Annotated in this window: 25 protein-coding genes and 1 pseudogene; 14 read left to right on the top strand and 12 right to left on the bottom strand. The window is 69.9% G+C overall.

Annotation, left to right across the window (positions count from 1 at the left end; genetic code table 11):
• The first annotated feature begins 166 nt into the window (after nucleotides 1-166).
• The 4 genes from AB0E07_RS31430 to AB0E07_RS31415 all read left to right on the top strand — a co-directional run bounded on the left by AB0E07_RS31430 (nucleotide 167) and on the right by AB0E07_RS31415 (nucleotide 4,476).
• Nucleotides 167-766 carry a lipocalin family protein gene (locus tag AB0E07_RS31430; protein ID WP_362259780.1) on the top strand — a complete coding sequence of 200 codons (600 nt, stop codon included), beginning with the start codon at nucleotides 167-169 and terminating at the stop codon, nucleotides 764-766.
• Between the two features lie 180 nt (nucleotides 767-946).
• Entirely contained in the window at nucleotides 947-2,086 is a 1,140-nt protein-coding gene (locus AB0E07_RS31425; RefSeq protein WP_362259778.1) for a ferrochelatase, read from the top strand.
• 172 nt (nucleotides 2,087-2,258) lie between these two features.
• The gene (locus AB0E07_RS31420) at nucleotides 2,259-2,837 is read left to right on the top strand and encodes an IS607 family transposase (protein WP_362259776.1); all 579 of its coding nucleotides are present in this window, start codon (nucleotides 2,259-2,261) and stop codon (nucleotides 2,835-2,837) included.
• Entirely contained in the window at nucleotides 2,830-4,476 is a 1,647-nt protein-coding gene (locus tag AB0E07_RS31415; RefSeq protein ID WP_362259774.1) for an IS200/IS605 family accessory protein TnpB-related protein, read from the top strand. Before AB0E07_RS31420 ends, AB0E07_RS31415 begins: the two co-directional genes overlap by 8 nt.
• Here AB0E07_RS31415 and AB0E07_RS31410 read toward each other — a convergent pair.
• A complete protein-coding gene (locus AB0E07_RS31410) occupies nucleotides 4,473-5,186 on the bottom strand; it encodes a hypothetical protein (RefSeq protein WP_362259772.1) in 714 nt (237 codons plus the stop codon). The two genes, AB0E07_RS31415 and AB0E07_RS31410, sit on opposite strands and share 4 nt — an antisense overlap.
• A gap of 272 nt (nucleotides 5,187-5,458) precedes the next feature.
• On the opposite strand from AB0E07_RS31410, the gene AB0E07_RS31405 reads away from it, so the two are divergent.
• The 3 genes and pseudogenes from AB0E07_RS31405 to AB0E07_RS31395 all read left to right on the top strand — a co-directional run.
• The gene (locus AB0E07_RS31405; protein WP_362259770.1) at nucleotides 5,459-6,055 is read left to right on the top strand and encodes a TetR/AcrR family transcriptional regulator; all 597 of its coding nucleotides are present in this window, start codon (nucleotides 5,459-5,461) and stop codon (nucleotides 6,053-6,055) included.
• 131 nt (nucleotides 6,056-6,186) lie between these two features.
• Complete coding sequence (locus AB0E07_RS31400) at nucleotides 6,187-7,005, top strand: TlpA disulfide reductase family protein (RefSeq protein ID WP_362259768.1); 819 nt, start codon at nucleotides 6,187-6,189, stop codon at nucleotides 7,003-7,005.
• 314 nt (nucleotides 7,006-7,319) lie between these two features.
• Nucleotides 7,320-8,023, top strand: a pseudogene (locus AB0E07_RS31395) (SDR family NAD(P)-dependent oxidoreductase); the annotation flags it as partial.
• A gap of 25 nt (nucleotides 8,024-8,048) precedes the next feature.
• Here AB0E07_RS31395 and AB0E07_RS31390 read toward each other — a convergent pair.
• Entirely contained in the window at nucleotides 8,049-8,867 is an 819-nt protein-coding gene (locus AB0E07_RS31390; RefSeq protein WP_362259834.1) for an IS982 family transposase, read from the bottom strand.
• Between the two features lie 179 nt (nucleotides 8,868-9,046).
• Nucleotides 9,047-10,645 (bottom strand): MFS transporter, encoded by a 1,599-nt coding sequence (locus AB0E07_RS31385; RefSeq protein ID WP_362259766.1) that lies wholly within the window; start codon nucleotides 10,643-10,645, stop codon nucleotides 9,047-9,049.
• A 136-nt stretch (nucleotides 10,646-10,781) separates the two neighbouring features.
• Between AB0E07_RS31385 and AB0E07_RS31380 the strand changes: the two genes are divergently transcribed.
• Complete coding sequence (locus tag AB0E07_RS31380) at nucleotides 10,782-11,387, top strand: XRE family transcriptional regulator (RefSeq protein WP_362259764.1); 606 nt, start codon at nucleotides 10,782-10,784, stop codon at nucleotides 11,385-11,387.
• A 129-nt stretch (nucleotides 11,388-11,516) separates the two neighbouring features.
• Nucleotides 11,517-12,380, top strand: a complete 864-nt coding sequence (locus AB0E07_RS31375) for a class I SAM-dependent methyltransferase (RefSeq protein WP_362259762.1) — start codon at nucleotides 11,517-11,519, stop codon at nucleotides 12,378-12,380.
• A 124-nt stretch (nucleotides 12,381-12,504) separates the two neighbouring features.
• On the opposite strand, the gene AB0E07_RS31370 is transcribed toward AB0E07_RS31375, so the two are convergent.
• Nucleotides 12,505-13,680 carry a cation:proton antiporter gene (locus tag AB0E07_RS31370; RefSeq protein WP_362259760.1) on the bottom strand — a complete coding sequence of 392 codons (1,176 nt, stop codon included), beginning with the start codon at nucleotides 13,678-13,680 and terminating at the stop codon, nucleotides 12,505-12,507.
• 4 nt (nucleotides 13,681-13,684) lie between these two features.
• Nucleotides 13,685-14,185: a cation:proton antiporter regulatory subunit gene (locus AB0E07_RS31365; protein WP_362259758.1), complete on the bottom strand. Its 501-nt coding sequence runs from the start codon at nucleotides 14,183-14,185 to the stop codon at nucleotides 13,685-13,687.
• A gap of 362 nt (nucleotides 14,186-14,547) precedes the next feature.
• Here AB0E07_RS31365 and AB0E07_RS31360 point away from each other — a divergent pair, with 362 nt between their 5' ends.
• Complete coding sequence (locus tag AB0E07_RS31360) at nucleotides 14,548-14,829, top strand: metal-sensitive transcriptional regulator (RefSeq protein WP_010358257.1); 282 nt, start codon at nucleotides 14,548-14,550, stop codon at nucleotides 14,827-14,829.
• A 111-nt stretch (nucleotides 14,830-14,940) separates the two neighbouring features.
• Here AB0E07_RS31360 and AB0E07_RS31355 read toward each other — a convergent pair whose 3' ends face one another.
• The 4 genes from AB0E07_RS31355 to AB0E07_RS31340 all read right to left on the bottom strand — a co-directional run bounded on the left by AB0E07_RS31355 (nucleotide 14,941) and on the right by AB0E07_RS31340 (nucleotide 18,177).
• Entirely contained in the window at nucleotides 14,941-15,516 is a 576-nt protein-coding gene (locus tag AB0E07_RS31355) for a rhodanese-like domain-containing protein (RefSeq protein WP_362259755.1), read from the bottom strand.
• A 155-nt stretch (nucleotides 15,517-15,671) separates the two neighbouring features.
• On the bottom strand, nucleotides 15,672-16,415 hold the full coding sequence (locus tag AB0E07_RS31350) for a sulfite exporter TauE/SafE family protein (RefSeq protein WP_362259753.1): 744 nt from the start codon (nucleotides 16,413-16,415) through the stop codon (nucleotides 15,672-15,674).
• A complete protein-coding gene (locus tag AB0E07_RS31345; RefSeq protein ID WP_362259751.1) occupies nucleotides 16,412-16,777 on the bottom strand; it encodes a rhodanese-like domain-containing protein in 366 nt (121 codons plus the stop codon). The genes AB0E07_RS31350 and AB0E07_RS31345 overlap by 4 nt, the downstream gene beginning before the upstream one ends.
• Before the next feature lie 35 nt (nucleotides 16,778-16,812).
• On the bottom strand, nucleotides 16,813-18,177 hold the full coding sequence (locus tag AB0E07_RS31340) for an MBL fold metallo-hydrolase (RefSeq protein WP_362259749.1): 1,365 nt from the start codon (nucleotides 18,175-18,177) through the stop codon (nucleotides 16,813-16,815).
• 392 nt (nucleotides 18,178-18,569) lie between these two features.
• On the opposite strand from AB0E07_RS31340, the gene AB0E07_RS31335 reads away from it, so the two are divergent.
• The 4 genes from AB0E07_RS31335 to AB0E07_RS31320 all read left to right on the top strand — a co-directional run bounded on the left by AB0E07_RS31335 (nucleotide 18,570) and on the right by AB0E07_RS31320 (nucleotide 23,570).
• Nucleotides 18,570-20,081 carry a SpoIIE family protein phosphatase gene (locus AB0E07_RS31335; RefSeq protein WP_362259747.1) on the top strand — a complete coding sequence of 504 codons (1,512 nt, stop codon included), beginning with the start codon at nucleotides 18,570-18,572 and terminating at the stop codon, nucleotides 20,079-20,081.
• A 418-nt stretch (nucleotides 20,082-20,499) separates the two neighbouring features.
• A complete protein-coding gene (locus tag AB0E07_RS31330; RefSeq protein ID WP_362259745.1) occupies nucleotides 20,500-21,294 on the top strand; it encodes a serine/threonine protein kinase in 795 nt (264 codons plus the stop codon).
• Nucleotides 21,291-22,838, top strand: a complete 1,548-nt coding sequence (locus AB0E07_RS31325; RefSeq protein ID WP_362259743.1) for a serine/threonine-protein kinase — start codon at nucleotides 21,291-21,293, stop codon at nucleotides 22,836-22,838. Before AB0E07_RS31330 ends, AB0E07_RS31325 begins: the two co-directional genes overlap by 4 nt.
• Before the next feature lie 306 nt (nucleotides 22,839-23,144).
• Nucleotides 23,145-23,570 carry a hypothetical protein gene (locus AB0E07_RS31320; protein ID WP_362259741.1) on the top strand — a complete coding sequence of 142 codons (426 nt, stop codon included), beginning with the start codon at nucleotides 23,145-23,147 and terminating at the stop codon, nucleotides 23,568-23,570.
• A 108-nt stretch (nucleotides 23,571-23,678) separates the two neighbouring features.
• Here AB0E07_RS31320 and AB0E07_RS31315 read toward each other — a convergent pair whose 3' ends face one another.
• The 3 genes from AB0E07_RS31315 to AB0E07_RS31305 form a co-directional block, all read right to left on the bottom strand.
• Nucleotides 23,679-24,338, bottom strand: a complete 660-nt coding sequence (locus AB0E07_RS31315; protein ID WP_362259739.1) for a DUF5825 family protein — start codon at nucleotides 24,336-24,338, stop codon at nucleotides 23,679-23,681.
• Between the two features lie 77 nt (nucleotides 24,339-24,415).
• Nucleotides 24,416-26,359 (bottom strand): RiPP maturation radical SAM C-methyltransferase, encoded by a 1,944-nt coding sequence (locus AB0E07_RS31310; RefSeq protein WP_362259737.1) that lies wholly within the window; start codon nucleotides 26,357-26,359, stop codon nucleotides 24,416-24,418.
• Between the two features lie 95 nt (nucleotides 26,360-26,454).
• Entirely contained in the window at nucleotides 26,455-26,577 is a 123-nt protein-coding gene (locus AB0E07_RS31305; RefSeq protein ID WP_266720057.1) for a hypothetical protein, read from the bottom strand.
• Nucleotides 26,578-26,636: the final 59 nt, after the last annotated feature.

The following is a 26,636-nucleotide window of genomic DNA, read 5'->3' as shown; positions in this document are numbered from 1 at the left end:
TGCTGCTCGTCCGGCGCATTCCGAGGGCCGGGTGAATCCATGCGCCCACCATCGGCAGAAGCCTCACCGCACAAGCCAAGTGGCGGCCACGGAACGAGGCAGTGGCCACCACGCCTCACATCCGTATGCGCCGTGTCCGTGCTGAACGGCGGAAGAAGGGACCAGCGTGTCGTTTTCCAAGTACGTCACCACCCTGGCGGCAGTCTGCTCGCTGGGCGTCATCGCAGGCGCCCCGGCCCAGGCCGCGCCGACGCCTGCCGTCGCCGAGGAACCTCAGGCGGTCGAAAAGGTGGACGTGGAGCGCTATCTCGGAACCTGGTACCAGGTGGCGGCGGTTCCTCAGCTCTTCGAGGTCCAGTGTGCCAAGAACGTCACGGCCGCCTACTCCCTGACGGCGTCGGGCGCGGTCGGCGTACGCAACACCTGCACGACCTGGTGGAACACGACCAGCGCCGTGACAGGGGAGGCCAAGGCGCTCGACGCGTCCAACGCCCGCCTCAACGTCAGCTTCCTCAAGCTGGGCGGATCCTACGTCCACACCGGTGACCCCAACTACATCGTGACAGGGCTCGACACCGGGTACGGCTGGGCCGTCGTCACCGACAGCGACCGGAAGTCCGGGTTCGTCCTCTCCCGCTCGGTCACGCTGACCGCGACCCAGTGGGCGGCCGCCCGGGACTCCATCCGGGCAGCGGGCCTCGACGCCTGCGACTTCCGCACAACGCGTCAGGACGGCGGTACGAAGACGAGCAGCCGCCTCTGCTGACGCTGCCCGTGCCTCCACCTTCGCGCCGGTCGTCCGGAGTCGGCCGTGAGGCCCCGGACGACCGGCGCGAAGACCTTGCACGGATGTGCCGTGCGTCTCGTGCCCGTACCGCATCTGCCGACGACGCCGGACCCGTACCCCTGTCGAAACCCCCTGCCCCACAGACATACGTGCAGAGCCATGAGGAGCATCGTGAACCCCACGCCGTCGCCCCGTCCCTACGACGCCCTGCTCCTGCTGTCCTTCGGCGGTCCCGAAGGCCCGGACGACGTGATCCCGTTCCTGGAGAACGTGACACGCGGGCGGGACATCCCCAGGGAACGCCTTATGGAGGTCGGCGAACACTACTTCCTCCACGGCGGGGTCAGCCCCATCAACGACCAGAACCGCGAGCTGCTCGACGCCCTGCGCAAGGACTTCGCCGACCACGGCCTGGACCTGCCGGTCTACTGGGGCAACCGCAACTGGGCCCCGTACCTGACCGACACCCTGCGCGAGATGGTCGCCGACGGACGCCGCCGCATCCTGGTCCTGGCCACCAGCGCCTACGCCTCCTACTCGGGCTGCCGCCAGTACCGCGAGAACCTCGCCGACTCGCTGGCCGTCCTGCAGGCCGAAGGGCTCGACCTGCCCGAGGTCGCCAAGCTGCGCCACTACTTCAACCACGAGGGCTTCCTGGAGCCCATGATCGAGAGCGTGGTCCGCTCGCTCGCCGACCTGCCCGACGACGTCCGGGACGGCGCCCACCTCGCGTTCTCGACCCACTCGATCCCCGTCGCCTCCGCGGACACCTCCGGTCCCGTCGAGGGCCACGGCGACGGCGGGGCCTACGTCAGGCAGCACCTGGAGACGGCAGGACTGATCACCGACGCCGTCCGACGGCGCACGGGAGTCGACCGCCCCTGGCGGCTCGTCTACCAGTCCCGCTCCGGAGCCCCCCACATCCCGTGGCTGGAGCCCGACATCTGCGACCACCTCGAAACGCTCCACGAGTCGGGCGCACCGGCCGTGGTCATCGCCCCCATCGGCTTCGTCTCGGACCACATGGAGGTGCTCTACGACCTCGACACGGAGGCGAGGGCCAAGGCCGACGAACTCGGCCTCCCCATGCGCCGCTCGGCCACGGTGGGCGCCGACCCGCGCTTCGTGGCGGCCGTCCGCGACCTGGTCCTGGAACGCGCGGCATTCGAGCGTGGCGAGCGTCCCACGCCCTGCGCCCTCGGATCCCTCGGCGCCGGCCACGACGTGTGCCCCGTCGGCTGCTGCCCCGCCCGTGCGCCCAGGCCGGCCGCGGCCGGCGCCGACAGCCCCTACCGGTGACCCACTTCGGCCCTCGAAGGATCGTCTTCCCCCACTGACCAGGCACCTTGCTCCTGGCAAGCTTCCTCGGACGCCCCTGCGACCGCTGTGCGGTGTCAGGGGTCAGGAACTGCTCTCGCGTAAGTGTCCATGAGTGTCCTTTAGGGATCACGAGTGTTGTACGATCTCGTGTATGAACCTGACGGAATGGGCACGCGCGCAGGGGATTGCCCCGCGTACCGCGTATCGCTGGTTCCGTGAGGGCACATTGCCGGTACCCGCGGAACGCGTGGGGCCGCGCACGATCCTGGTGAACATCGACGCGAACACCTCACCCTCCGTGACCGGTGGTGTAGGTCTGTATGCCCGTGTCTCCTCGCACGATCAGAAGCCCGACCTGGAGCGGCAGACCGCTCGCCTGTCGGCATGGGCGGCGATGGCCGGGCAGAAGGTCGTCCGTGTCGAATCCGAGATCGCCTCGGGCATGAACGGCTGCCGCGCGAAGGCGCAGCGGCTGCTGGCCGACCCGGCGGTGACCACGGTCGTGGTCGAGCATAAAGACCGCCTCGGCCGGATGAACGTGGAGCTGATCGAGGCCGCCCTGTCCGCGACTGGTCGCCGACTCGTCGTCCTCGATGACGGCGAAGTTGAAGACGACCTGGTCCGGGACATGGTGGAGGTGCTGACGTCGTTCTGCGCCCGCCTGTACGGCCGTCGGTCGGCGAAGAACCGGGCGAGGAAGGCTCTCGAAGCGGCGGCTGCCGATGAGTGAGCCGAAGAAGAAGCAACTCCGCGCCATCGATGCGTCGTTCGTCGCGCTCGGGCCGTCCGGGGTGGCGATACGCGACCGCCTCAAGAACCTCACCGAGGTGGACGACAAGGTGTTGCGGCTGGTCGGTGAACACCTCGGACGCCTCGCCTCGCTCGACCTCAAGAACTGCTGTGCTGACGGCCTGGACCACAACAGCGACACGTGGGCCGCCCGGAAGCAGGGCCTGACGGCCGACTCCTCGTCCCGGTGGGCCGGTTCGATCACGAAGGCCACTCACGATCAGTGGGCGCTGTCCCGCCGCTGCCGGCTCGCCCACATCCAAGGGCTTGAGGCCGGCGTGCGGACGCTGATGCACCGCCTCTCCCAGCCGATCGGGAAGAAGGGCACCAAACGGGCACCCGGCGGTTACCGCAGTCGGGGCGAGTGGTTCCACAAGTCCCGCCGTCTGGCGACCCTGGAACACCGCCTGGACGTGGCCCGCGCTGAGCGTGAGGCCGGTGTGGTGCACGTCGTGCGCGGCGGCCGGCGCCTGATCAACAACCGTCACAACCTCGAAGCCGCCCAGCTCACCGCCGAGCAGTGGCGTGAGCGGTGGGAAGCCGAACGGTGGTTCCTCGCCGCTGACGGCGAGTCCGGCAAACGCTTCGGCAACGAGACCATCCGCGTCACCCCCGACGGCGAGGTCAGCGTCAAGCTGCCCGCCCCGCTCGCCCGCCTGGCCAACAGCAAGCACGGCCGGTACGTCCTCGCCACCCGCGTACGGTTCCAGCACCGAGGAGCCGAGTGGCGCGACCGGATCGAAGACAACCGGGCCGTGGCCTACCGCATCCACCTGGACGTGGAGCGGGGCCGCTGGTACCTGACAGCGTCATGGACACGGCCCGTTGTCCACACGATCCCGCTTCCAACGGCGCGGTCCGAGGGCATGGTCGGCGTGGACACCAACGCCGACCACTTCGCCGCCTACCAACTCGACCGGCACGGCAACCCCGTTGGCGACCCCAAACGGTTCTTCTACGACCTGTCCGGCAGCGCAGTCCACCGTGACGCCCAGGTCCGGCACGCCATCAGCCGGTTGCTGCACTGGGCCGACCGGTGCGGCGTCAAAGCCATCGGCCTGGAGAACCTGGACTTCGCCGCCGAGAAGACCCGCGAGAAGCACGGCAGACGTAAGCGCTTCAGGCAGCTCATCTCCGGCATCCCCACCGGCAAGCTCAAGGCCCGGCTCGTGTCCATGGCCTCCGAACACGGCCTGTCGGTCGTTGCCGTGGACCCGGCGTACACATCGATGTGGGGCGATCAGCACTGGAAGAAGCCCCTCACCTCGAAGAAACGAAAGATGTCCCGTCACGATGCCGCTGGCATCGCGATCGGGCGACGCGCTCTCGGACACCCGATCCGGCGACGGACGGCACCGCCCCCGCAGCACCAGAGCGATGCTGCGGGGCATCGGACCGCCCAGGCCGGACCAGGCGCACGAGGGCGTGAGGGAACCCGCCCACCCGTCACGGAACGTGCACACGATGCACGCAGCCGGACAGGGACACAGCGAACGCGGGAGACCAGCGCATCCAACACCGTTCGGGACGCGCGCAGTTCCGGGAGCTGGCAGCAAATGTCACTCCTGGACACTGTTTAGGAACGGTACACGTACTCGACGCGGATTCCCGACTGCTCAGGCAGGACGATCACTTTGGGGTGGTCGTACGTCCACCCGCGCGGGATGAGAACGAGCTTTCCGTCGGAGTAGGCGACCAACTTCGGTCCCTGGTATCGGAATCGATATGCGCCCCGAGCGGCGAGGGTTCTGGCTGCGACGCCCGCGTCAGGGGAGAGCCGTAGGTCCTTGTCGCTGAAGACCGTCACGCTCATCCCGTTCTTGAGGTCCGCGGCGAGGCTCTGTGCGGCGCCGCGGCCCTGGATGTCGGCGAAGGTGCCCGCCGTCCAGAACGTCAGCACGACGACGATGCCGAGGACGTAGAGGGAGAGGGGCGTGCTCCGAGTCGGCCAGGCGGACCTGGTGGGTTCGCCTTCCGCCGAAGGGTCGTCACTCGTGTCGACCTCGTTGGTGCCGGACCAGAGGGTGGCGCCCCAGCAGGCCAGCAGAACACCGGCGGTCAGTGAGACAGGCAGTCCGAGCCCCCACCAATCAGGGGCGAGCCGAAGAGCCAGCCATGTGCAGGCGGGAACGACCGCAAGGGCCGACGCCGGCCCTGAGCAGGTCCAACGGCGTGCGGTGCTGTTCGCGTTGAGGGCGCGTTCCAGCGCAGGGTTCGCCGTCCGCCATGCCAACGCCACCGCGGCAGCGGTCAGCAGGGGGATGAAGAGGGCCGGAATGCTGCTGAGCACGGCGGAGTTCCTGCGGAGCTGGGTGCGGCACCCCGCCTTCCGCTTGGTCAAGTAGGCCAGACGGATCCGCGGCGCAGGCCGTGCTGCGATGAAACGTGCGCCAGGTTCCCTGTCCCCGCGGCGAGAGGCGGAGTGCGTTTCGATCGGGTTCGCCCACGAGGCGTAACAGGCCGCCCGCGTTCGCCCGGTTGGGCCCCGCCGTGGAAGGGTTACCGCTTGACTGGTCGGTCAACCAGGTTCTACGGTTGACCGACCAGTCAAGTGGAGGGCTGATGACGGACGACACCCGCACTCGCCTCGTTCGGACGGCGCGCGCGCTGATCCACGGTTCGTCGTTCGCCGAGGTCGGCATCGGGGACCTGTGCCGCGAGGCGGGCGTGCACCGCGGCAGTCTGTACCACTTCTTCCCCTCCAAGGAGGCCGTCGGTCTCGCCGTGATCGACGCGAACTGGGAACTCCTCAAGGCGCTCCTGGACGAGGCGTTCGGCAGTGAGGCGCCACCGCTGGAGCGGATCGACGACTTCGTCGCCGGGTTCGCCGGCATGCTGACCGGGGCCCGGGACCGCATGGGCGTCGTGCCGGGCTGCCCCATCGGCAACCTCGCCCTCGAACTGTCCGGACGGCCCGGAGAGGCGTCCGCCAGAATCGCCGAGATCCTGACCGCGTGGCGGCGGTACTTCCGCGACGCCATCGCCGAGGCCGTACTCAGAGAGCAGCTCCCGCCGGTGGGCGACCCCGACGCCGCAGCCCTGCGCGCGCTGTCCTACCTCCAGGGCGTCACTCTCATGGCCAAGGCGTACGACAGGCCCGCGCTCGTCGCCGAGTCCCGGACGGCGATCCGCGCGCTGATCCAGATCCCGACCACCTGAGCCCCCTCCGGCCGGTGAGCGATCCGGCCGCAGGGGGTGACCACCCCGCGAGGGGCCCCGTTCCCCGTTCTCCGTACCCGTTGACTTGACCGAACGGTCAAGTCAACGGGCGACTCTACCGAGAGGTACCCATGGACCCGCACCTTCCCGCGCGGCAATCCGGCCCGGACTACCGCTTCGAACGCTTCCGCACGCGGCTGCTGATCGACGACATGACATTCGGCCGCGACGCCCTCGGCCCCGGCAACCGTCTGCCGGAGTTCGACCTGCCCACCCTCGACGGAGGCCGCTTCACCTCCCGCGCAATCGGCCGACGGCCGGTGCTCATGGTCTTCGGATCAAGGACCTGCCCCGTCACGGAGAGCGCGGTTCCCGTACTCAAGCGACTCCACGCGCGATTCGGCGAGCAGGTCCGCTTCGTCCTGGTCAACACCCGTGAGGCGCACCCCGGACAGACGATCCGCCAACCGGCCACCGCCGCCGAGAAGCACCGGCACGCACAGCAGCTGCGCGACCATCACGACATCCCCTTCGAGGTCGCGGTCGACGACCTCGACGGCACCCTGCACCGCGCCTTCACCCCCAAGCCGAACTCCGCCTACCTCATCGACACGACCGGAACCATCACCTTCCGCGCCCATTGGGCCAACGACGAGACGGCCCTGCACCGAGCCCTGGCACAGGCGGAGTCCGGGAACGCCGTCCACGGCCGCAGCAGGGCCATGGCAAGGCCACTGCTCCGCGCCGTCGGACACCTCCCGGGCATCGTCACCGCCGCCGGAAGCAGAACCGGTCGCGACGTCTGGCGAGCCGCACCCCCGCTTGCGATCCTCGGCGCGCTTTCACGGCTCTTCCCCCGTCTTCCCGCCGACCGGCGGGGCCCCGCCGCCGCGGCCGCCGCCCTGATCGCCGGCGCGGCAGCCGTCGGCCTGGTCGTCGTACTGGTGTGACGCTCACCCCACAGGGGGCGCCGACTCCACCGGAAGAACTCGACCGGCAGTCGAGCTGAGGCGAGAAGCGTTCGACGCGCTGACCGCCTCACCGGGACAGAACCCAGCTGCCACGCCGGCCACCAGGTCGTCTTGCGTCGCCGCCCCTTCCGGTTGGGCCCTTGCCTTTGCCGATCTTGGGCGGCAGGGTGTCCCGGGTGAATGATGATCTTGTTCCCGAGGATGTGTGGGAGCAGGCGGCCCCGCTGCTGGTGGCGGTGGAGCGGCGCACACCGGGGATTTAAGGAGCCCGTACGGTGAAGGGTCTCACTCGGATGAGCATCAGAACGGTCCTCATCACCGGAACGTCCTCGGGAATCGGCCTTGCCACCGCTGTCGCCGCGGCGCGCGCCGGATGGCACGTGGTCGCCACCACGCGGGACACGGGAAAGTCCGGCTTGCTCGAAGCGGCGGCCCAGGATGCCGGTGTCTCCGTAGACGTCCGGGCGCTGGATGTGACCGACCCCGTCTCCGTCGACGCGTGCCTTGCCGGTCTTGACCCGTTGCATGCTCTCGTCAACGACGCCGGTGCCGGGCACGTAGGCACCTGGAGCGGGAGAGCGTCGAGGACGTACGGGCCGTCGGGCAGCCCTTCAACGAGGCCTACTGTGCGGCCAAGTTCGCGGTCGAGGGCTTCATGGAGTCTCTGGCCCCGGTTGCGGCCACCACTGGCGTATCCGGGAGCGTCGTCGAGCCGGGCGCTGTGGCCAGCGAGTTCGTCAGCAATGTGGGTCTCCACGACAACGTGCCGGACATGGGGCCGTACGCCCCGGCCCTGTCCTCCTGCCCCGAACGCACCCGCAACGCCTTCGCCGACGCGCAGGCACCGATGGAAGTCGCTCGGATTCTGGTCGACCTGCTTGCCACAGAGCAGCCCGCCTTGCGTGTGCTGACTTCGGACCATGCGCGCGCTTTCGCCGGTACCAAGCTTAAGGACCTTGACGGTTCAGCGGTACAGAAGATGACCGGAGCGTGGGTCTCCTGGATGAGTAGTTCCGATGTGGTTAGTGGTCGTACGCGGTCGGGGACCGCAGGACGGGGGCACCGGACTTATGGTTGTGCCAGATCGCGGCGGCCATCGTGAGAATGCGCTGGGCGACGCGGACGGCAACGCCCTCGAAGGTCCGTCCACCGTGCTGTTCCAGATCGAGCTGGCCCTTGAGCGTGTCGTTGACCGACTCGATCAGCTGCCGTACCGACTTCAGTAGCGACTCGCCCTTGCGGCGTTTCTCCCGCTTGAAGGATGGGCGGAGCAACTCGGCGCCTCGGAAGGCGAGATCAGTCTCGAACTCCTTCGAGGCGAAGCCCCTGTCCGCGATGACGAGCAGGCCAGGCCGGTCTTTGGCCAGGGATGGTTCGCGGTCCAGCATCGCGGCCAGCACCTCCCGCTCGTCGATCTTTGGGTTCGCCAGCGCCCACGTGATCGGCATCCCGATCGGCGTGCACACCAGGAACAGCCGCAGGCCCCAGAAGAACCGCGAATGCGAGGCGCAGTACCCGTATCCGGCCCAGCCGGCCATCTCCGACCGCTTCGCGGTCGGCCGGGACATCCCACACGGCACCGGTGTCGAGTCCACGATCCAGTGGTTGTCGAACCAGAAGTCCGTGTCTGTGGCCAGCAGTCGGATTGCTATCTTGACCAGCGGCAACGCCGAGCGAAGCCGCTTGTTGTATCCGGGCCGCTGGGGCAGATACGGAAACATCGACGCGAGGTTGGTGCGGGCGAACCGCAGCCAGCGGGCCTCCGAGGCGAAGCCCAGCAGAGCCTGTGCCACCGCGAGGCACACGAGCTCGGAGTCGCTCAACTGCGGGGGCCTGCCCAGCCATCAGGTCTCCGTGAGCTCGTCGTCGATCTTCACGTACAGTCCGGTAATGAAGGCGTCCAGGCGCTTGTTCGGCATAGGTGTCCCCGTTGCGACGTGCGCTGCTGAGCTGGAGCGTTGGGCACCGCGGTAGCGCGATGCCCAACGCCTGACGGATGATCCGCCCAGTTGTTACGCGGTCATCGGACGGCGACGATCTCCGTGGTCTCCGCCCCGTCCGTGATGGCGGGGTCTGAGCCCTTCGGCCCGCGAATAACGACGTAGACGAGCAGCACGCCCATGACGGCGACGCCTGCCCACATGGCCTGCTGCCAGCCGTCGACGAAGGACTGCTGCGCAGTGCGGATCAGGTCCGGGGCGTGGCTGCCGGTGCTCGGGGCCACCTCGACGGCGTTGGCGATGCCTTCGCGTGCGGTGTCCGCGGCCTTGTGGGGGATGCTGCCGAGCTTGTCGTCGATGGCCCTGTGGTAGCCGTTGGCCAACAGCGCGCCGAGCATTGCGACGCCCAGGGCGGTGCCGAATTCGCGGGTGACGTCGTTGAGGGCGGAGGCCACACCTTGCTTGGCGCGGGGCAAGGAACTGGTGATGGCCTCGGTGGAGGGTGTCATGGACAGGCCCATGCCGATGCCCATGGTGAGCATGCCGACGAGGATGGACAGGTAGCCGCCGTCGACGGAGACGAACAGCGCCATCAGTGCGAGGCCGAGGGTGGACAGGGCGATGCCCACGGTCATGGTGGAGCGGGCGCCGATCCTGGCGGCCATCTTGGGGGCCAGGCCGGAGGTCATCATCATCATGATGGCCATGGGCATCATCGCCACGGTGGACAGCAGGCCCGACCAGCCCAGCACGGCCTGGAAGAACGGGAAGAGGACGACGGCGATGCCGGCTTGGACGCCGAAGACGACGAGCAGTGTGATGGAGCCGCTGGCCAGGCCGCGCTCACGGAAGAGGCGTACGTCCAGCAGTGATGCGTCGCGGCGGTGCACCTGCCAAGCCACGAAGGCGATGGCGGCGGCGACGCCGACGGCCAGGCTGATCAGGGAGACGGGGTCGGTCCAGCCGCGCTCAGGGCTTTCCTGCAGGACGAAGATGAGTCCGATCACGGCGATGGTGGACACCAATGCGCCGATGGTGTCGAAGGAATGGGTGGAGCGTTCGCGGGAGTTGGGCACCGACTTCAGGGTCATCGCCAGCGCGACGACGACCAGTACCACGGGCAGCGCGAACAGCCACCGCCAGTCCGCGACGTCCACGAGGAACGCGGAGAGGAACATGCCCAGGATGCCGCCGCCTCCAGCAACGCCGGTCCACACACCGATAGCCTTGCCCCGTTCCTCCTCGGGGAACGTGGAGGTGATGACGGCCAGCGTGATCGGCATGATCATCGCGGCGCTGACGCCCGTGGCCACGCGAGCGCCGATCATCACTGCGGCCGACGGGGCGAGCCCGGCGACGACGCTGGCTGCGCCGAAGATGATCAGTCCGGTGATCAGCATGGGCTTGCGGCCCAATCGGTCACCGATCGCACCGAGCGGCAGCAGCAGGGCGGCCAGAGCAAGGGTGTAGATATTGATGATCCACAGGACAGTGGTCTGCGAGGCGCCCCACTCGACGGCCAGGTGGGTCTGGGCGACGTTCAGGCCGGACACCGACGCGATGACGGCCATCAGCGCGATCGAGACGGCTATCAGGATTGCGCGCAGCTCACGCGCATCCGGCGTCCGCCCGCCGTCGACTGGTAGGGCCTTCGTCCGGGGAGGCTGGTTGCTACTCATGACTTCCTCTCAAAAAGGGCATGCGGAATCAGCGCGCCGGCACAAGGCCGGTCAAAGAGGGGGGCTGCGCGGACCGCTGGGCGCGGTCGCATTCGACGCTAAGCCCGTATTGCGGAACGGGCATACCATGTTGCCTATGACGCAAGAAGATGGGGCGCTGGACAGCCTCGTACGCAAGCGGATCCGCGCGCTGCGCGTCGCTCAGGGCTGGTCCCTGGAAGAACTGGCCGCGCGCGCGAACCTCAGCCAGTCCTCACTGAGCCGCATCGAGAACGGACAACGCCGCCTCGCCCTGGACCAGCTCGTCACCCTCGCCCGCGCCCTGGACACCACCCTGGACCAGCTCGTGGAGAACGCCGCCGACGATGTCGTCATCAGCCCGATGATCGACGGCACCCACGGCCTGATGCGCTGGCCCGTAAAGGGTGACCCCGGCATCAGCGTCGTGCGTCAGCGCATGACCGAACCACCGCCCGACAATGCCGCCCGCATGCGCGCCCACCCCGGCCGCGAATGGCTCGTCGTGCTCTCCGGCACGGCGATCCTCATGCTCGGCCACCGCCGGTTCCGCATCGAGACCAACCAGGCCGCCGAGTTCCCCACCATGATGCCGCACGCGATCGGGGCCGAGGGTGGCCCGTGCGAGATCATGGGCATCTTCGACCGCGACGCCCGCCGCGGCCACCAGCGCGACACCGGCGGCAGCGGCGAGTGTGACGACGCGCAGGGGCCCTGCGAGTAGCGGCTCCCGGCCGTGTCGCCCGTCCGTGCGAGGATGCGATCTTGCGTGGCGGGCAGCACGCCGAGCCATCTTCTTGCGTATACCGCAAGCGGGCGTGCGTTATGCGCATGACCGTCTTACGGTGGCGCGATGACCCAAGCGCACCAGCACACTCCCCACGGCCACAGCGGCCAACACGGCGGGCACGGCCACGGGCAGGCGGAGATCCTCGACCTGGACGCCGAGGTCCTCGCCGAGCACCTCGCATCCATCACCGCCTGGCTGCCACTGAAGGTCGAGCCGCGCCAGATCGTGGACCTGGGCTGCGGCACTGGCGCGGGCACCTTCGCACTCCTCGAACGCTTCCCCGAGACGCACGTCACCGCGGTCGACGCCTCGGTCGGCCACCTGGAGCTCCTGTGCGAGAAGGCATGCGCCCGCGGCGTCTCGGACCGGGTGCGCACCGTGCAGGCCGACCTCGACACCAGTCACTGGCCCGACCTCGGCACACCTGACCTGGTGTGGGCCTCCGCGTTGATGCACCACATGGCCCACCCCGACCGCGCACTGCGCAGCGTCCACGGACTCCTCGCGCCGGGCGGGCTGTTCGCCGTCGTCGAGCTGGACGGCTTCCCCCGCTTCCTCCCCACCGACGCCCCAGAAGGCCGACCGGGACTCGAGGAGCGCGCCCACTGCGCGACCGACGGCTTCCACGCCGAACACGTCCCGCACCGCGGCGCCGACTGGGGTCCGATGCTGGCCGCCGCCGGGTTCGCCGTCGAGGGCGAGCGCACCGTCACCGTCAACATCGAGGGCAACCGCAGCGCGGCCGTCGGCCGCTACGCCCAGGCTGGCCTGCAACGCATCCGCGGCGCCGCCGCACCCGCACTCAGCCCTGAGGACCTCGCCGCCCTCGATGAACTCCTGGACGTCAACAGCCCACATAGCATCCTGCACCGCGACGACCTCGCCGTACGCACCGAGCGCACCGTCTGGGCCGCCCGCCGCGCCTGACCCTTGGGCTGCCCGGTTGCCTGCCGGGCCGCAACCACACCCCACTTTGGAACTACTCGTCTAGCCGGTCGGGCATGCCGGCGTCCTCCCCTGCCCGGCCTGCGCTGTGCCGGGCAGGGAGCGCTCACTCCGGCGTTGTGAAGCGGCGCGGTTTGCCGGGTTGGGACGGCGGGCGTGCAGGGGAGAAGCGGGTGATCGTGGGGCCGGCCACGGCGAGCAGGAGGACATAGGCGGCCACGAGGGCACCGAGCCGGTCGTGGCGTACTCCGACCAGGCCGACGATGACGATGGAGAACTCACCCCGGGCGATGAGCGCCGTCCCCGCCCGCAGCCGACCCGGGCGTCCCGCACCGTCCCGCCGTGCGGCGTACCAGCCGGATGCCACTTTCGTCAGTGCGGTGACCAGGGCCAGCAACAGGGCGGCGGGCAGCACCGGAAGCAGCGTGTCCGGGTGCACGGACAGACCGATGGCGAGGAAGAACACCGCGGCGAACAGATCCCGCAGGGGGCTCAGCACCTCCCGTGCTCGCTCTGCCGTCTCTCCCGTCAGGGACAGCCCGACGAGGAAGGCCCCCACCGCGGCGGAGACGTGGACGGTCTCGGCGAGAGCCGCGACGATCAGTGTCACGCCCAGGACCCGCAGGAGCAGCTGTTCAGCCTCCGGATGCGCCAGCAGCCTTCCCAGGTGGTGCCCCCACCAGTACGACACGGTGAACGCGACCAGCACCGCTCCGAGGGCCAGCAGCACGCCCAGCAGTGCCTGCCGCCACGTGCCGCCGGCGGCGACGACAGCGAGCAGCGGAAGGTAGGCGGCCATCGCGAAGTCCTCCAGGACCAGCACGGACAGGACCGCGGGGGTCTCCCGGTTGCCCATCCGCCGCAGGTCGGTGAGGAGCCGGGCGATGATGCCGGAGGAGGAGATGTAGGTCACGCCGGCGAGCGCGAGGACCCCTGCGGCGTCGAGCCCGAGCAGCCATCCCGCCACCGCGCCGGGTGCCGCGTTCAGTACCAGGTCGAGCACGGCGGAGGGCAGGTGGCGGCGCAGACTGACCGTGAACTCGGGAATCGTGAACTCGAGCCCGAGGACCAGCAGCAGCAACACCACCCCGATTCCCGCGCCGGTCTCCACGAACGCACCGGCCGCCTGAACCGGCGCGATGCCTCCCTCGCCCAGGGCCAGTCCGGCGAGGAGGTACAGCGGGATCGGGGACAGCGCGAAGCGCCGCGCCAGCGCTCCGAGCAGACTCAGCGCGGCCAGGATGATCCCCAACTCCAGCAGCAGGGGGATGGAGATGTGCACAGGTTCAGCCCCGGACGATCTGTTCCACCGCGGCGATCCCCTCGTGGGTTCCGATCACCACCAGTACGTCCCCGGCGTGCAGGACATGTCCTGGACCCGGGGAGGGGATGACCTCCTCGCCCCGGACGAGCGCCACGACCGACGCACCGGTCCGGGTCCGCGCCCTGGTCTCCCCGAGTGGCCGGCCGGCGAACGGAGTACCCGCCGCCACCTCGATCTGCCCGGCACTGAGGCCGGGTACTTCTCTGGTGAGATCGGCGAAGCGTTCGGCGATGCGCGGGGCACCGAGAATCTCGGCGAGGGCGTCGGCCTCTTCCTCGGTCAGCCGGAGCACGGCCCGTGCTTCGTCGGGATCCGCACCCTCGTAGACGACGACTTCGAAGTCTCCCGACCGCCGGGCGACGACGCCGATCCGGTCGCCGTCGCGGTTGACGAACTCGTACCGCAGCCCCACCCCGGGCAGCAGCACCTCGTTGATGTCCACGCGTGTCACTCCGTCAGTCATGGATCCGGAAGCTGTGCGGGCGGGCTTCCGTACCGGCGGGCCGCCCTGCACAGGTATTCGGCAGATACGGATGGGGACTCGAGCCCGGGCGCCGGGGCCAGGCCCGAGCGGCCCCCCGGGCGGCCGGATGGCCCGGGCCATCCGCGAGGCCGTTGGCCACGCCGTGGCCGATCACCACCGTGCCGGGCACAGCACCGACGCCGTGGATCAAGTTTCGGGAAGGCCGACGCGGAGAGCCTCGGGGCGGTGCTCAATCCGTGGGTTTCGCTGGTGGCGGTGGGCGGCGGGGACTTTCCGTGGCCCGGTCGGGGTTACCCCTTTGGGTAGGGTACCCGAGGGGGTATCTCGAAGGAGTGTGGGTCGTGGAACTGGCGATGGCGGCTGAGGAACTGAAGACGGTGGTCAACCGGCTGCGTAGGGCGCAAGGCCAGATCGCCGGTGTGATCAAGATGATCGAGGAGGGGCGGGACTGCGAGGACGTCGTCACCCAGCTCGCCGCGGCGTCCAGGGCTCTGGACAAGGCAGGCTTCGCGATCATCGCCACGGGGCTGCAGCACTGCCTGACCGACGCGGACATGGCCGCTTCCGGTGACCGGGAGCAGATGCGTACGCGGCTGGAGAAGCTGTTTCTCTCTCTGGCGTGAACTGTGGTGCCGCGAGGCCGGATCACCGGCCCTGTGCGGAGCGGTCGGCCGCATCCTCGGCTGTCGAAGGGGGAGGGATCCGGAGCCGGATCCCTCCCCCTGGTGGTGGGTTCAGCGGTTGCGCAGCGCGGCCAGCGTGCGGTCGAGGTCGGCGGCGCGGGGGCGGTTGTGGGGGAGCTTGGCGAGCATGGCGGCCATGCCGCAGGTGTTGGTGAGGGCGGAGAAGACCAGGCCGCCCGCGATGCCGGTGGAGATGAGCTGGAAGGCGGGGTGGACGACGAGCCCGAGGAGCAGGCCGAGCAGCACGATCACTCCTGCGGTGAGTCGCACCTGCCGCTCCATGGCCCAGGTGGCGCGCGAGGCGCCCTGGGGGCGGTGGAGTTCGTGGCCGTCGGCCGCCCACGCTCCGGTGCCGCCCGACAGGGTGGCGGCGGTGATGCCGTTCTCCGTGAGGATCTTGCAGGCGTTCTCGGAGCGGGCGCCGGAGGCGCAGACGACCAGGACGTCGCCGCGGTCGGCGGCGTGACGGATGTCGGGCAGCGCGCGCTGGATCTGGTCGAGGGGGACGTTGAGTGCGCCGGGGAGATGTCCGGCGGCGTATTCGCCCGGGGTGCGCACGTCGATGACGGTCAGTTCGTGCAGGCGGGTGCGTGCCTCGCCGGTGGCGAGGGCGGGGGAGTTGGTCATGGCAGGTGTCATCCTTGTGTGTCGGGGTGTGCTGAGCTTGGTCCGGCGGGGGCCGGGCGGAAGGCGGTCCTGAGGGGTGTGGCCGGCTGGAGTGGCTCTCCGGGGTCGTCGGACTCTGGTCGGACCCTCGTTCGGGCTGGTGGCCGTTCTCGTCTTCAGGCGATCACGTCGACGAGCATGAAGGCCGCCACGGCCAGCAGTACGCCGGCGAAGATCTTCTGAAGGGTGGTGCCGGAGATCTTCGCCGCGAGGCGCTTGCCGTCCCAGGCACCGAGGATCGCGGCTCCGGTGAAGGGGCCGATGATCTCCCAGCGGAGCCCGCTGCTGGTGCCGGTGCGAGCGGCGAGTGCGGCGAGTGAGTTCACCGTGATGACGAGCAGGCTGGTGCCCACCGCCCGGCGCATGGCCAGGCCCAGGACGCTCACCAGGGCGGGCACGGCGAGGAATCCTCCGCCGACCCCCAGGAAGCCCGTCACGGCGCCGAGTCCGGCGCCGGCGCCGGCCGCTTTGCCGGGACGGATTCGGTCCGGCGGCTCGGACGTGGACGGACGCAGCATGCGCAGGGCCGCCAGCGCGGCGATGATCGCGAACGCCGACGTCAGTACCGCCTCGGGCAGGCTCCCTGCGGCAGCGCCGGCGAGGAAGGCGGGGACGATGCCCGCCGCGGCGAACATCGCTCCTGTCCTCCATGCCACGTTCCCGTCGCGGGTGTGGGCGTACAGGGCGGTGGCGGAGGTGGCGGTGACGATGATCAGGCTGGCGGTGGTGGCGTCGGCCGGACTGAAGTCGAGCAGGTAGATCAGTGCCGGCACGGCAAGGACGCTGCCGCCGCCGCCGAGGGCTCCGAGGGCGAGACCGATGACGGCCCCGGCGATGAGGGCGAGAACGAGTACGGTCACGTTATCCGGCCGCTGTTCCCGCGTTCGTCGACGACGGGATGTCCGGCGGCGGCCCACGCGTTCATGCCGCCCTCGACGTCCACCGCGTGCGCTCCGCGTTCGGTGAGGAGCTTCGCCGCCTGCTGGGAGCGGTGTCCGCTGCGGCAGATCACCACCAGCGGACGGTCCTGCGCCTCGGCGGGCACAGTGGCGCCGGTGACCAGTTTCGTCAGGGGCAGGTGGACGGCGCCCGGGGCGTGGCCCGCGGTCCATTCGGGCTTCTCCCGGACGTCCAGCAGGACGGCGTCAGGCCGGTCGCCGCTGGTACGGCTGTGTGCCTCGTCGACCGTGACGCGAGGCCCGTTTCGGCGAAAGAGGAACATCGCAGGCTTCCTTTCTTGCGGAGGGACGGCCGATCTCAGGCGGAGGTCAGGGGCAGCCCGGCATCCGTCGCGGCGTCGAAGCCGTCGTCGACGGCGACCACATCGCGCCCGGCGGCATCGAGCAGCGAGGCGGCGATCGCCGCGCGCATCCCGCCCGCGCAGTGCACCCACACCGTGCCGTCCGGCACTTCGCCGATCCGGCCGTGCAGCTCGTGGATGGGGATGTGGACCGAGCCGTCGATGGAGCCGCCCGCGCGCTCCGAGTTCCGGCGCACGTCCAGCACGACCACCTCGTCGCCGCGCTCGCGCACCTGGGCCAGGTCGGCGAAGCGGGCACGCGGGAAGGAAGCCAGCGGCTCGCCCTCAGGGACCCAGTCGGCCGGGGTGCCGGTGGCGGCGGCGGCCGGGCGGTCGATGCCCACCCGCGCGAGGTCCCGCTGCGCGTCCGCGATCTGCCGCGGGGTGTCGGCGAGCAGGGTGACGGGCTTGCCCCAGGGGATCAGCCAGGCCAGGTAGGTGGCGAGTTTGCCCTCGCCCTCGAAGTTGAACGAGCCGGCCACGTGCCCCTCGGCGAAGGCCATGCGGCTGCGCAGGTCCACCACCCACTCACCGGCGGCCAGCCGGGAGGAGATCTCCCCCGCGTCCGCACGGCGCGGCGGGGTGAGGTCGACGGGGGCGGGGCCGGCGGCGTTGGCCGGGCCCATGTGCGCGTAGTAGGCGGGCACGTCCTCCAGCCCGGCGAGCATGCGCTGGACGAAGGTGTCCACGTCCAGGGTGAGGGCGTCGTTGCTGGTGCGTTCCTTGCCGATCGTGGTCGCGTCCCCCTCGGCCTGGGCGGAGGAGCAGAAGCTGCCGAACCCGTGGGTGGGCAGCACCGGCACCTCGTCGTCCAGCTCGGTGGCCAGGCGGTGGGCGGAGGCGTGCTGGGCCCGGGCCAGCTGTTCGGTCAGCCGGGGCTCCACCAGGTCGGGGCGGCCCACCGTGCCGATCAGCAGCGATCCGCCGGTGAACGCCGCCACGCCGCGCCCGTCCTGCTCCAGTACGTAGGAGGTGTGGTGCGGGGTGTGCCCGGGAGTGGCGATCGCACGCAGGACCAGACCCGCGTCCACGGCCACGGTGTCGCCGTCGGCGACCGGGGTGCGGGCGAAGGACACGTGCGCCGCGGCCGGCACCAGGTACGAGGCGCCGGTGACGCGGGCCAGCTCCAGGCCACCGGTCACGTAGTCGTTGTGCACGTGGGTCTCCGCCACGTACGCGATGCGCACCCCGCGCCTGGCGGCGGCGGCGATCACTTGGTCGATGTCGCGCGGCGGATCGATGACCACCGCGGCAGTGGCACCGCCGGCCAGGTAGCTGCGGTTGCCCAGGCCCTCGAATTCAAGGGTGTCGACGAAGAACACGACTGCGGCTCCTCACGAGAATCGGTGTACCCCGGGGGGTATTCGGTACTCACCATAACAGGGATACCCCAGGGGGTATTCCGTCGAGAGGTGGCCGCACCGGAGCCGAGCGGTCAACGGGGCGCTGAGGCGGGCTGGCGCCCGTCACGCTTCCTCCACAGTTGTGCGGATGGTGGGGTGGACCGTGGCGCGAGTTGCCAGGAGGGCGTCTCCCGAGGGATTGTTGCCTGAAGACAATGATTCTTTATGGGTGGGTGAGGTGAGGGATCCGCTCAGCGGATCCTCGACATTTGGTCGCTACCGGAGCGCAGGCCGTAGCTGCGGCGGAGCCGGATTTCCCGTGGCGCGGCGCGCCGTACCCGGTGCTGGTCTGTGACCGGGCGGGAATTCTCGTGCAGCGCAACGACGCCGCACGCGCTCTCCTGCCCCGGGCCCACCCGGGAACCTGCCTGGCCGACGTCGTTCCGTCCTGGCTGGCCGTGGCCCACGACGCACTCCGCCTGCCCGGCCCGAGGACCGAACAGGAGTCGGCCGTCGCGCCCACTGGTGTGATCGCGGCGCGCCGTTTCGAGGCGCACCCGAGCCTACGGGACGACGGATCGGTCGCATGGTGGCTGAAGGACGAGACCGACCACCAGCTCGCCCGTGAGGCGCTGCACACGGAACGGGAGCGGACCGCGTTCCTCGCCGACGCGTCGAGCCGGCTGCTCTCCTCCCTCAACCTGGGCCGCTGCATGGACGTGACCGCGCAGATGGCCGCTGAGGGTCTCGCCGACGCGGCCCTGGCCATCGCGCCGGCCCGCGGTCACCGACTGCCGGTGGTGACCTGCCTGCGCGGCGGTACACCCACCGCATCACTGGAAGCGATCGACCCCGACGATGTACCCGGCCTCGGCGAAGCCCTGCGCGGGTTCCCGCCCGTGCCCTCCCGATGGCTCGACCCGTCGACGGCGCCGCAGTGGATGATCCCCGAGGGCTTCGGTCCGGTCGGGGCGATCGTCGTCACTCCGCTGCCCGGCCACGGCGTCCCGGCCGGCGCGCTGATCCTGTTGCGCAAGGCGTGCAGCGCCGCTTTCACCGACGAGGAAGAGGTCTTCGCCCGCCTCTTCGCCGCACGTTCCGGGGCTGCGATGTCGGCCGCCCGCCTGTACGAGGAGCAGAGGGCCATAACCCAGGTCCTGATGCGGGAACTGCTTCCGCCCACACTGCGCGAGATCTCCGGAGTCGACTTCGCCGGCAGTTACCGCCCCTCGGCGGACCACGAGCGGATCGGCGGCGACTTCTACGACGTGCACCCTGCCCCCGTGGCCGGCGAGCCCTCACTCGTCGCCATCGGAGACGTGTGCGGCAAGGGACTTGAAGCCGCCGTCCTCACCGGAAAGATCCGCAACACCCTGCATGCGCTGTTGCACGTGGCGGACGACCACCACCGCATGCTCTCCCTGCTCAACACGGCACTGCTCACCTCTCATCACAGCCGGTTCGCGACCCTTGTCCTCGCCTCCGCCGTCCGCTGCGGCAACGATGTGCAGGTGAGACTGACCAGCGCCGGCCACCCGGCCCCGCTGATCGTCCGTACGGGCGGCACCGTTGAGGCGGCCGACACCCGCGGCACCCTCGTAGGGGCACTGCCGGTCGTCCGCGCCCGCACCGCAACCCTGACGCTGGCCCCAGGAGAGTCCTGCGTGCTGTACACCGACGGAATCACCGAAGCCAAGGGCGGTCCGCTGGGCAGCACCCGTTTCGGCGAGGAACGCCTGGCGCGCGCTCTCGCCGGATGCGCCGGAGCTCCCGCCGCGGCCATCGTGGAGCACCTCCAGATGCTCGCCTCGCAGTGGATCGGCAACGGAGACCACGACGACATCGCCGTCGTCGCGATCTCCGCACCCCGCAAACGCACTTGAGGATGCCCGCACGCGCACACCACTGCGCCGACGGTCACGCGCGAAGGGGAGCTCCGGCAGAGCCGGGGACCGGTCCCGCGAGGGTGCCGAGGGCGCGGATCGGATGCCGGGAACCGAAATGATCGGCCGAACATCCTAATGGGCGTGCTTCACGCCCTCACATCTGGATGCGACCTTTCCGCGGTGTCGGGTCCGGACATCGATGCCACCCGTGCTGCTTTCGACCAGAAGCCGCCGCCCCGTGGCGAGGGTGCCCGTCGACGCCTCCGTATTGATGACCGAGCGGGGCAGGTCGCAGCAGGCCGCGAAGCGGCGACTGTGGCGGTGAGACACGCCCGGCCCGGTGCGGCGACGCAGGGGCTGCGGCAACAGGAACCGCGTCAACACTCCTGGCGACCACATCGGGGGACATGTCGGAATGGAAACGATCCTTGTGCAGCAACCCGGTTCGTCCGGGCCGGATGATGCCGCCGTCGGCGGGCCCGAGTTACTGCACATGGGGCCCGGCGACGTGGCCGACTTCGGTCGCGGGCTGCCCGGTGGCCGGGGTGTCTCCATCGTTCTGCCCGACCCGGGAGTCTCGCGGCGGGCGGGTCGGCTGGAGGCGGCCGAGGACTACTGGCGGCTGTCGAACTTCAGTCGGGACACCGCGTATGCCGTCGAGAACCTGGAAGGTGCCGGCGAATACATCACCGTCGCGCCCGGTCGGCTCGGAGCGCCGGTGCCGTTCGAGTTCTCCAGAGTGGTCCTGCCGGCGTTGTGCGGAACCGTCGATTTCAAGGTGTTCGCCCCGCAACACGCCTATCTGGACAAACAATCCGCGCCCGGGGCCGGGGAGTTGACCGTGCATCCCTACGCCCTCGACGCGACGGCGAAGTACTTCCTGGTGCTGGTGGCCCTGTGCGAACCGAGGCTGCGCCACCCCTCGGACGGCGTGCTGCCGGGCGCGGGGGACATAGCCGAGCGGCTGCGTCCGCTGGAGAGCTGCCGTGATCTGACCCGCTCCGCGGTGAACTACCACATCGACTACCTGGCCTTCTCCAAGCTGCGTCTGGACCTCGGCGACGACGTGGGTGCCGGCGGCAGTGCCCGCACCGGCGCCAAGCGCGCCCGGCTTGCCTCTCTCGCCCTGCGCTTCGGCCTGGTGCGTGAGGAACACCTCGCCCTGTTGCCGTCCCGCAGACGGCCCGTTCCGCTGGAGCGCGACGCATGACCTCCTCAGGTGCCGAAGAGGGCGCTCTCGAAACACCGCGTCTGCCGGCCGGCTTCCGCATCGACGGCTGGGAGCTGGCCGGCGTCATCGGGTCGGGCGGCTGGGGGACCGTGTACGAGGCCCGCGGGGTTGCCGACGGCACGATCGCCGCGGTGAAGGTGCTGCCGACCGGCGCGTTGGCCCCCGGTCAGCGCGCGACGCTCGGTGAACTGGTGGCGCGCGAGGTCCGGTTCAGCGCCGAGGCGGACCACCCCCACCTGGTACGTACTCATGCCGTGTGCACGGTGGACGCGCCGGACCTGCCGGCGCTGGACGGTGCGATCGCGCTCGTCATGGACCGTGCCGAGGCCAGCCTGCGTCAGGTGCTGGACGGCGCCGGGACGGGCGGTCCGATCCCGGACGCCGTCCGGATCCTGCGCGGTGTCGCCGCCGGGCTCTGCCATATGCACGCAGCCGGTTGGGTGCACGGAGACCTCAAGCCCGCCAACGTGCTGCTCGGCGCGGACGGCGCGGTCTGGCTCGCCGACTTCGGCCTGGCCACCGAACTCGACGGCACCCACGCCTACGTGCCACCGCTCGGCACACTCGACCATGTGCCGCCCGAATGGTGGTCCCAGCGCACCCGGGCCGACGGGACGATGGTGCGGCCGACGGCCGACATCTGGGCCTTCGGTGTGCTGGCCCACCAGGTGCTCACCGGAAGCCTCCACCCCTTCCCCGGCGCCACCGCCCGCGCCCGCTCGCTCGCCGCCCAGGCGTACGCCCGCGGCACCGCACCGCTGCGTCTGGACGACGGACTCGACGAGAACTGGCGCCGGCTCATCGCCGACTGTCTGGCACCCGACCACGCGGGCCGCCTCCGTCACACCGCCGAGAGCCTCTCTGCCCGCATCGAGCAACTGGCAAGCCCGCGTGGAAGACGCCGCCTGCGGCCGGTCGTCGCCGCGGCGCTCGCCGCGGTGTCGGCCGCCACCATCGGCGGAGCCACGCTGCTCGGCAGCGGCGGAGGACAGGGAGACGACGATGACGACCGAGGCCGCGGCACACCCGCTGTCGTCACCGGTGCGCACAGCCCGGCCGCCGGGGAGATCCCGGAGGATTCCGACGTGCCCGAGGCCCTGCGACCGGTCTTCGTGAAGGCGGCCCACCGCTGCACCGACGCGGAGGTCACGCCCGCGTTCCTCGCCGCCATGGTCAAGGCGGAGAGCGATTTCGACGTGAACGCCTCCCGCCCGGCCAGCGAGGAGTACGGCATCGCCATGTGGACGCCCTCGGTCTTCCGGGCCTGGGCGGTCGACGGGGACGGCGACGGGGACAAGGACTTCCGGTCGCCGCCGGACGCGATCTCCACGATGTCGCTGTACGTGTGCTGGCTCGACCAGCAGTTCAAGAAGGAGAAGATGCCCGCAGAGGACCTGCCCGCGCTGATGGTGGCCGGCTACCGCACGAGCGACCGCACGGTCATCACGGAGGGCGGCGTCCCCGAACGCGTGCGGCCCCATGTCGAGAAGGTGCTCCGTTACCTCGCCGAGTACGAGAGGTGAGGAAGCGGAGCTGATCGGCAGCGTCGCTCAGCAGTTCCTGACCTCGCGTTGAGACCCTGACATCTGTCAGGAGTGCGCTGTCCCAGGCAGGGACTACATTTCGAGCCGTTGGCACGGGGGAACTCGTGGCAGCCACGGCTGGGCGGCAGGAACGATGTGATCGCACTGGTCATGGTGACCACATGTCCAGAGTCCCGGCAGACGAGCAGGACGGCGCAGGGCAGATCTGTCGGCGAGCCCAGTCCGTCGGTCAACGAAGCGAGCGTTCCGCCGCGTAGCCGCAATCATCGACACTCAAGGGGTTCCATGTTGAAGTCACGTCGCCTGTTCCTGCTCACCCTGCTGGCGGTGGGCACGCTGATGGGCACTTCCGCAGGACCGGCCGGCGCCGCGCAGGAGAAGATCAGCCGGGATCAGGTGCTTGCGATCCCGGACAAGGCGACCGCTGAGTGGACGCCGATCGGCGCGTTCCAGGTTCAGCTGCGCTACGGCACCTACAACGGCACGCAGTACGCCTGGGCCAAGTTGGACAACTACCCGACGGACCGACAAGGTGCCATCTGGCTGGAGTCCAGTGCCGACAGCGGTGCGAACTGGGTCACCCGGTCCATCTACAGCACGACGGCCAGCAACTTCACTGAAGGTGTCGCAACCAGGTCGTCCAGCAGCTACGTGATGCGTGCCTGCTATTCGGGCCCGGAGACGAACAAGTGGTGTACTGACAAGTGGTAACCCGCTAGACCTGTTGGGTGGTGTGGCCGGTTCTGACCGGCCGCACCACCCACGGCGTTGCTCGGAACCGCGAGCCGGAGGGAACTGCGGCGTCTCAGGTTCGCGGCCTCATACGGCCATGGCCTCCTGGAGCCAGCGCGAGACACGGTAGGGCAGCCACCACGCCAGTTCGCCGACCCGCAGGACCAGGTGCTCGGCCGTGAACTCTTCCAGTACATCGGCGGGAACCTCCGCGTGGTGCACGCCCGGAGCGAGGTGGGCGATGGCCTCGCGGTAGTGCGGCTCGTCGGCGGTGAAGCGGCGCAGGTCTCCCCAGCGCCGGTCACGGATCTGGACGAACCCGGGCCCCTGGCGCCAGACGAGTTTGCACAGGTAGTGCCGGGAACGCCAGGCGTGCAGTGCGTCCTCGGCCTCCTCCAGGCCGGCGATCGTGCGGGGCGGTTGCAGATGGGACAGGACCTTCCACTGGTGATCCGACTGCTGCGGCGACAGTCGCAGGTCCCAGTCGACGGAGACCGCCCGAGCGGTGAGGTCGCGGACCAGGCACAGGCGGTCGACGGCCCGCCGATGTGTCACGGGATCGTCGGTGGACAGGTCGACGGCCGTGTCCAGCTCGGCGTGACGTACGCCGAGGGCCCAGAGACGGTCGGCGTCCTGGGGCGCCGGGGCCACCGGCAGGCGGCCCAGTGACATGCCCGGCAGGTCACGGGCTTGTTGGTCGAGGTCGCGCCATGCGCGTATCGCGAGGTCCGGTGCGGTGGCGGTCATCTGGGGTCCTTCGGTCCGGGGCGGGGCGGGGCGCCGGGAGGGGGTGTCGGGCAGCCGGAGGTGAGGGGGAGCGGCGTTCAGGTCAGAGCGGGCTCGGCGCCGGCGGCGGTATCGGCTGCGGCCTCGTCACGGGCGTGGGCGTGCCGCATGTAGTCCAGCCGCAGCAGGTCCTGGTTCACGGCGGCGGGGGCGATGTGCACGTACTGGCCCGCGTCGGTGAACACCACGCCGTGCGCGACCCACTCCTCCAGCAGGGCCTCGATGTCCTGGGGCGTGCAGCGCGCGCCCCAGGACGGATCGGCCGCCTTCAGCTTGCGGTGCATCGCCACGAGGGTGTGCGGTTGGTCCAGGAGCCGGAACAGCGCGGTCGCGAGCGGGTCGGTGAGCTGCATCGTGCGCCACTCGAAGCACGGCCGCCGACTGACCAGCACGATCCGGTCGCCCAGGTCGGTGTGGGTCAGGCGGGCGTCGGCGTGGTGCTTCTTCCACGCGGCGATGCCGTCGTTGAGGAGATTCACCGTGGGCTCGGTGATACCGCGTTCCGGGGCCTGGAAGACGTAGGCCATGTCGTGCAGTTCGGCCTCGGGCAGGTCGTATGTGAACAGGTAGTGCTCCTCGGGGCGCAGTCCGGTGAAGCCCAGCTCGGGGCGGTTGAAGTACGGGCTGAACCGCTCGATGGCGATGCGCGCGGACAGGTCGACCGGCGGGTTGAGGTGTTCCAGAGCGGGCAGTTGGCGGATGACGGGTTCGTAGTCCTCCGCGGTCTCGCCGGGGAATCCGTGCAGGTAGTTCCAGGACACCGACAGCCCCGTCTCCGCCGCGTCGCGGAGCATGCGGACGTTCTGGCAGCCGCTGACGCCCTTGTCCATGAGGTCCAGGACGCGGCTGTTGAGGCTCTCGATACCGGGCTGGACGTAGATCAGTCCGGCGTCCGCGAGGACTTGCAGTTGCGGGCGGCGCATGTTGGCCTTGATCTCGATGTGCATGCGCAGGTCGTAGCCGCTGTCGATGATGCGGGGCAGGACGGTGGACAGGTAGCGCATGTCGAGGATGTTGTCGACGACGTACATGTCGAGCACCTGGTGGCGTTCGGCCAGGTCCATGATCTCGCGGTAGAAGGTGTCCGGGCTCTTGCTGCGGAACTCCATGAAGGAACCGTTGAGTCCGCAGAAGGTGCAGTGGTGCTTCTCGCCCCACCAGCAGCCGCGTGCGCCCTCGACGACCAGCTTCGGCTCGACCCAGTTGCGTGCCACGGACGCCGCGAGCCGTTCGAAGTAGCCGCTGTAGTCGGGGGACAGGATGGCCGCGGGCGGCAGCGGCCGGGACGGCATGGGGTTGGCGGTGTGCGCCGAGCCCGCCGTGCGGTGGCACAGCCCCGGGACCGAGGCGGCCGCTGCCGGGTCGCCGTTCCGCAGTGCGGTCAGCAGCCGGGGGAAGGCGTCCTCGCCCTCGCCGCGGACCACGTAGTCCACGAAGGGGAAGTTCCGGTGGACGGCGGCACCCTGCTCGGCGTCGCAGTTGGCGCCGCCCATCACGGTCACGATGTGGGGGGCGAGGCGCTTGATGTGCCGGGCGGCTGCCAGCGCGGCGGTGTTCTGCTGGAACGTGGACGTGAACCCGACCACGTCGGGCTGCAGTTCGACGACGCGGCGGGCCACCTCGGTGACGAACTCCGGTACGAGCCGGTGCAGTTCCCGGGTCATCCGCATCCGGGAGCGGCGCAGCTTCGGCGTCATCGTCTCGACGAACTCCGGCTCCCGCCAGGCGGGGTCGTCGTAGAGCGCCGAGGAGAAGACCCAGTCACCACAGCCGAGGAAGTAGGAGGAGAGGGCGTAGTAGTCGTAGTCCTCGGCAGTGAACTCGGTGCGGCTGGTGATCCAGTCGGTGAACTCCAGGTTGGCGTGCAGCACTTCGCAGGTGGCTTCGTCGACGCGTTCGTCGACGCTTCGTTTCAGGATGCCGAGCGCCAGTGAGGGCAGGTCGATGGGCGACCAGGGCATGTTGACGAGAAGAACGCGCACGGTGGGCTCCTTGCGCACGAGCGGCCGACAGGGTGGGAAGCGCGGAGGAGGGAGCCCGGCCGGCCCGTGTCAGGACGGGCCGGCCGGGCCGTGGGTCACTCCTCGTCGTCGCTCTCGGCGGCGTTACGGAAGGGGATGGTGATGGTGATGCCGATGCCGGGCTTGCGGTTCTCCTCGTCGCCGGCGAGCGGGTCGTTGTGGATGATGTCCTTCTGCACGGTCGTCCTCCTTCTCGGATCGGAGTGCTCTTCGAGCGGGTGGTGCTGTGCACGACCCG

The organism is Streptomyces sp. NPDC048002, assembly GCF_040653275.1.
In the GTDB taxonomy this organism is placed as follows: Bacteria; Actinomycetota; Actinomycetes; order Streptomycetales; family Streptomycetaceae; genus Streptomyces.
This window is presented reverse-complemented; position numbering and strand designations above follow the sequence as displayed.

Coding starts and splice junctions, on each gene's coding strand:
- AB0E07_RS31405 (WP_362259770.1), top strand. CDS start 5,459: ATGACGGACGACACCCGCACTCGCCTCGTTCGGACGGCGCGCGCGCTG.
- AB0E07_RS31315 (WP_362259739.1), bottom strand. CDS start 24,338: ATGACCGCCACCGCACCGGACCTCGCGATACGCGCATGGCGCGACCTC.
- AB0E07_RS31325 (WP_362259743.1), top strand. CDS start 21,291: ATGACCTCCTCAGGTGCCGAAGAGGGCGCTCTCGAAACACCGCGTCTG.
- AB0E07_RS31425 (WP_362259778.1), top strand. CDS start 947: ATGAGGAGCATCGTGAACCCCACGCCGTCGCCCCGTCCCTACGACGCC.
- AB0E07_RS31415 (WP_362259774.1), top strand. CDS start 2,830: ATGAGTGAGCCGAAGAAGAAGCAACTCCGCGCCATCGATGCGTCGTTC.
- AB0E07_RS31345 (WP_362259751.1), bottom strand. CDS start 16,777: ATGTTCCTCTTTCGCCGAAACGGGCCTCGCGTCACGGTCGACGAGGCA.
- AB0E07_RS31365 (WP_362259758.1), bottom strand. CDS start 14,185: ATGACTGACGGAGTGACACGCGTGGACATCAACGAGGTGCTGCTGCCC.
- AB0E07_RS31320 (WP_362259741.1), top strand. CDS start 23,145: ATGTTGAAGTCACGTCGCCTGTTCCTGCTCACCCTGCTGGCGGTGGGC.
- AB0E07_RS31330 (WP_362259745.1), top strand. CDS start 20,500: ATGGAAACGATCCTTGTGCAGCAACCCGGTTCGTCCGGGCCGGATGAT.
- AB0E07_RS31420 (WP_362259776.1), top strand. CDS start 2,259: ATGAACCTGACGGAATGGGCACGCGCGCAGGGGATTGCCCCGCGTACC.
- AB0E07_RS31385 (WP_362259766.1), bottom strand. CDS start 10,645: ATGAGTAGCAACCAGCCTCCCCGGACGAAGGCCCTACCAGTCGACGGC.
- AB0E07_RS31400 (WP_362259768.1), top strand. CDS start 6,187: ATGGACCCGCACCTTCCCGCGCGGCAATCCGGCCCGGACTACCGCTTC.
- AB0E07_RS31355 (WP_362259755.1), bottom strand. CDS start 15,516: ATGACCAACTCCCCCGCCCTCGCCACCGGCGAGGCACGCACCCGCCTG.
- AB0E07_RS31380 (WP_362259764.1), top strand. CDS start 10,782: ATGACGCAAGAAGATGGGGCGCTGGACAGCCTCGTACGCAAGCGGATC.
- AB0E07_RS31375 (WP_362259762.1), top strand. CDS start 11,517: ATGACCCAAGCGCACCAGCACACTCCCCACGGCCACAGCGGCCAACAC.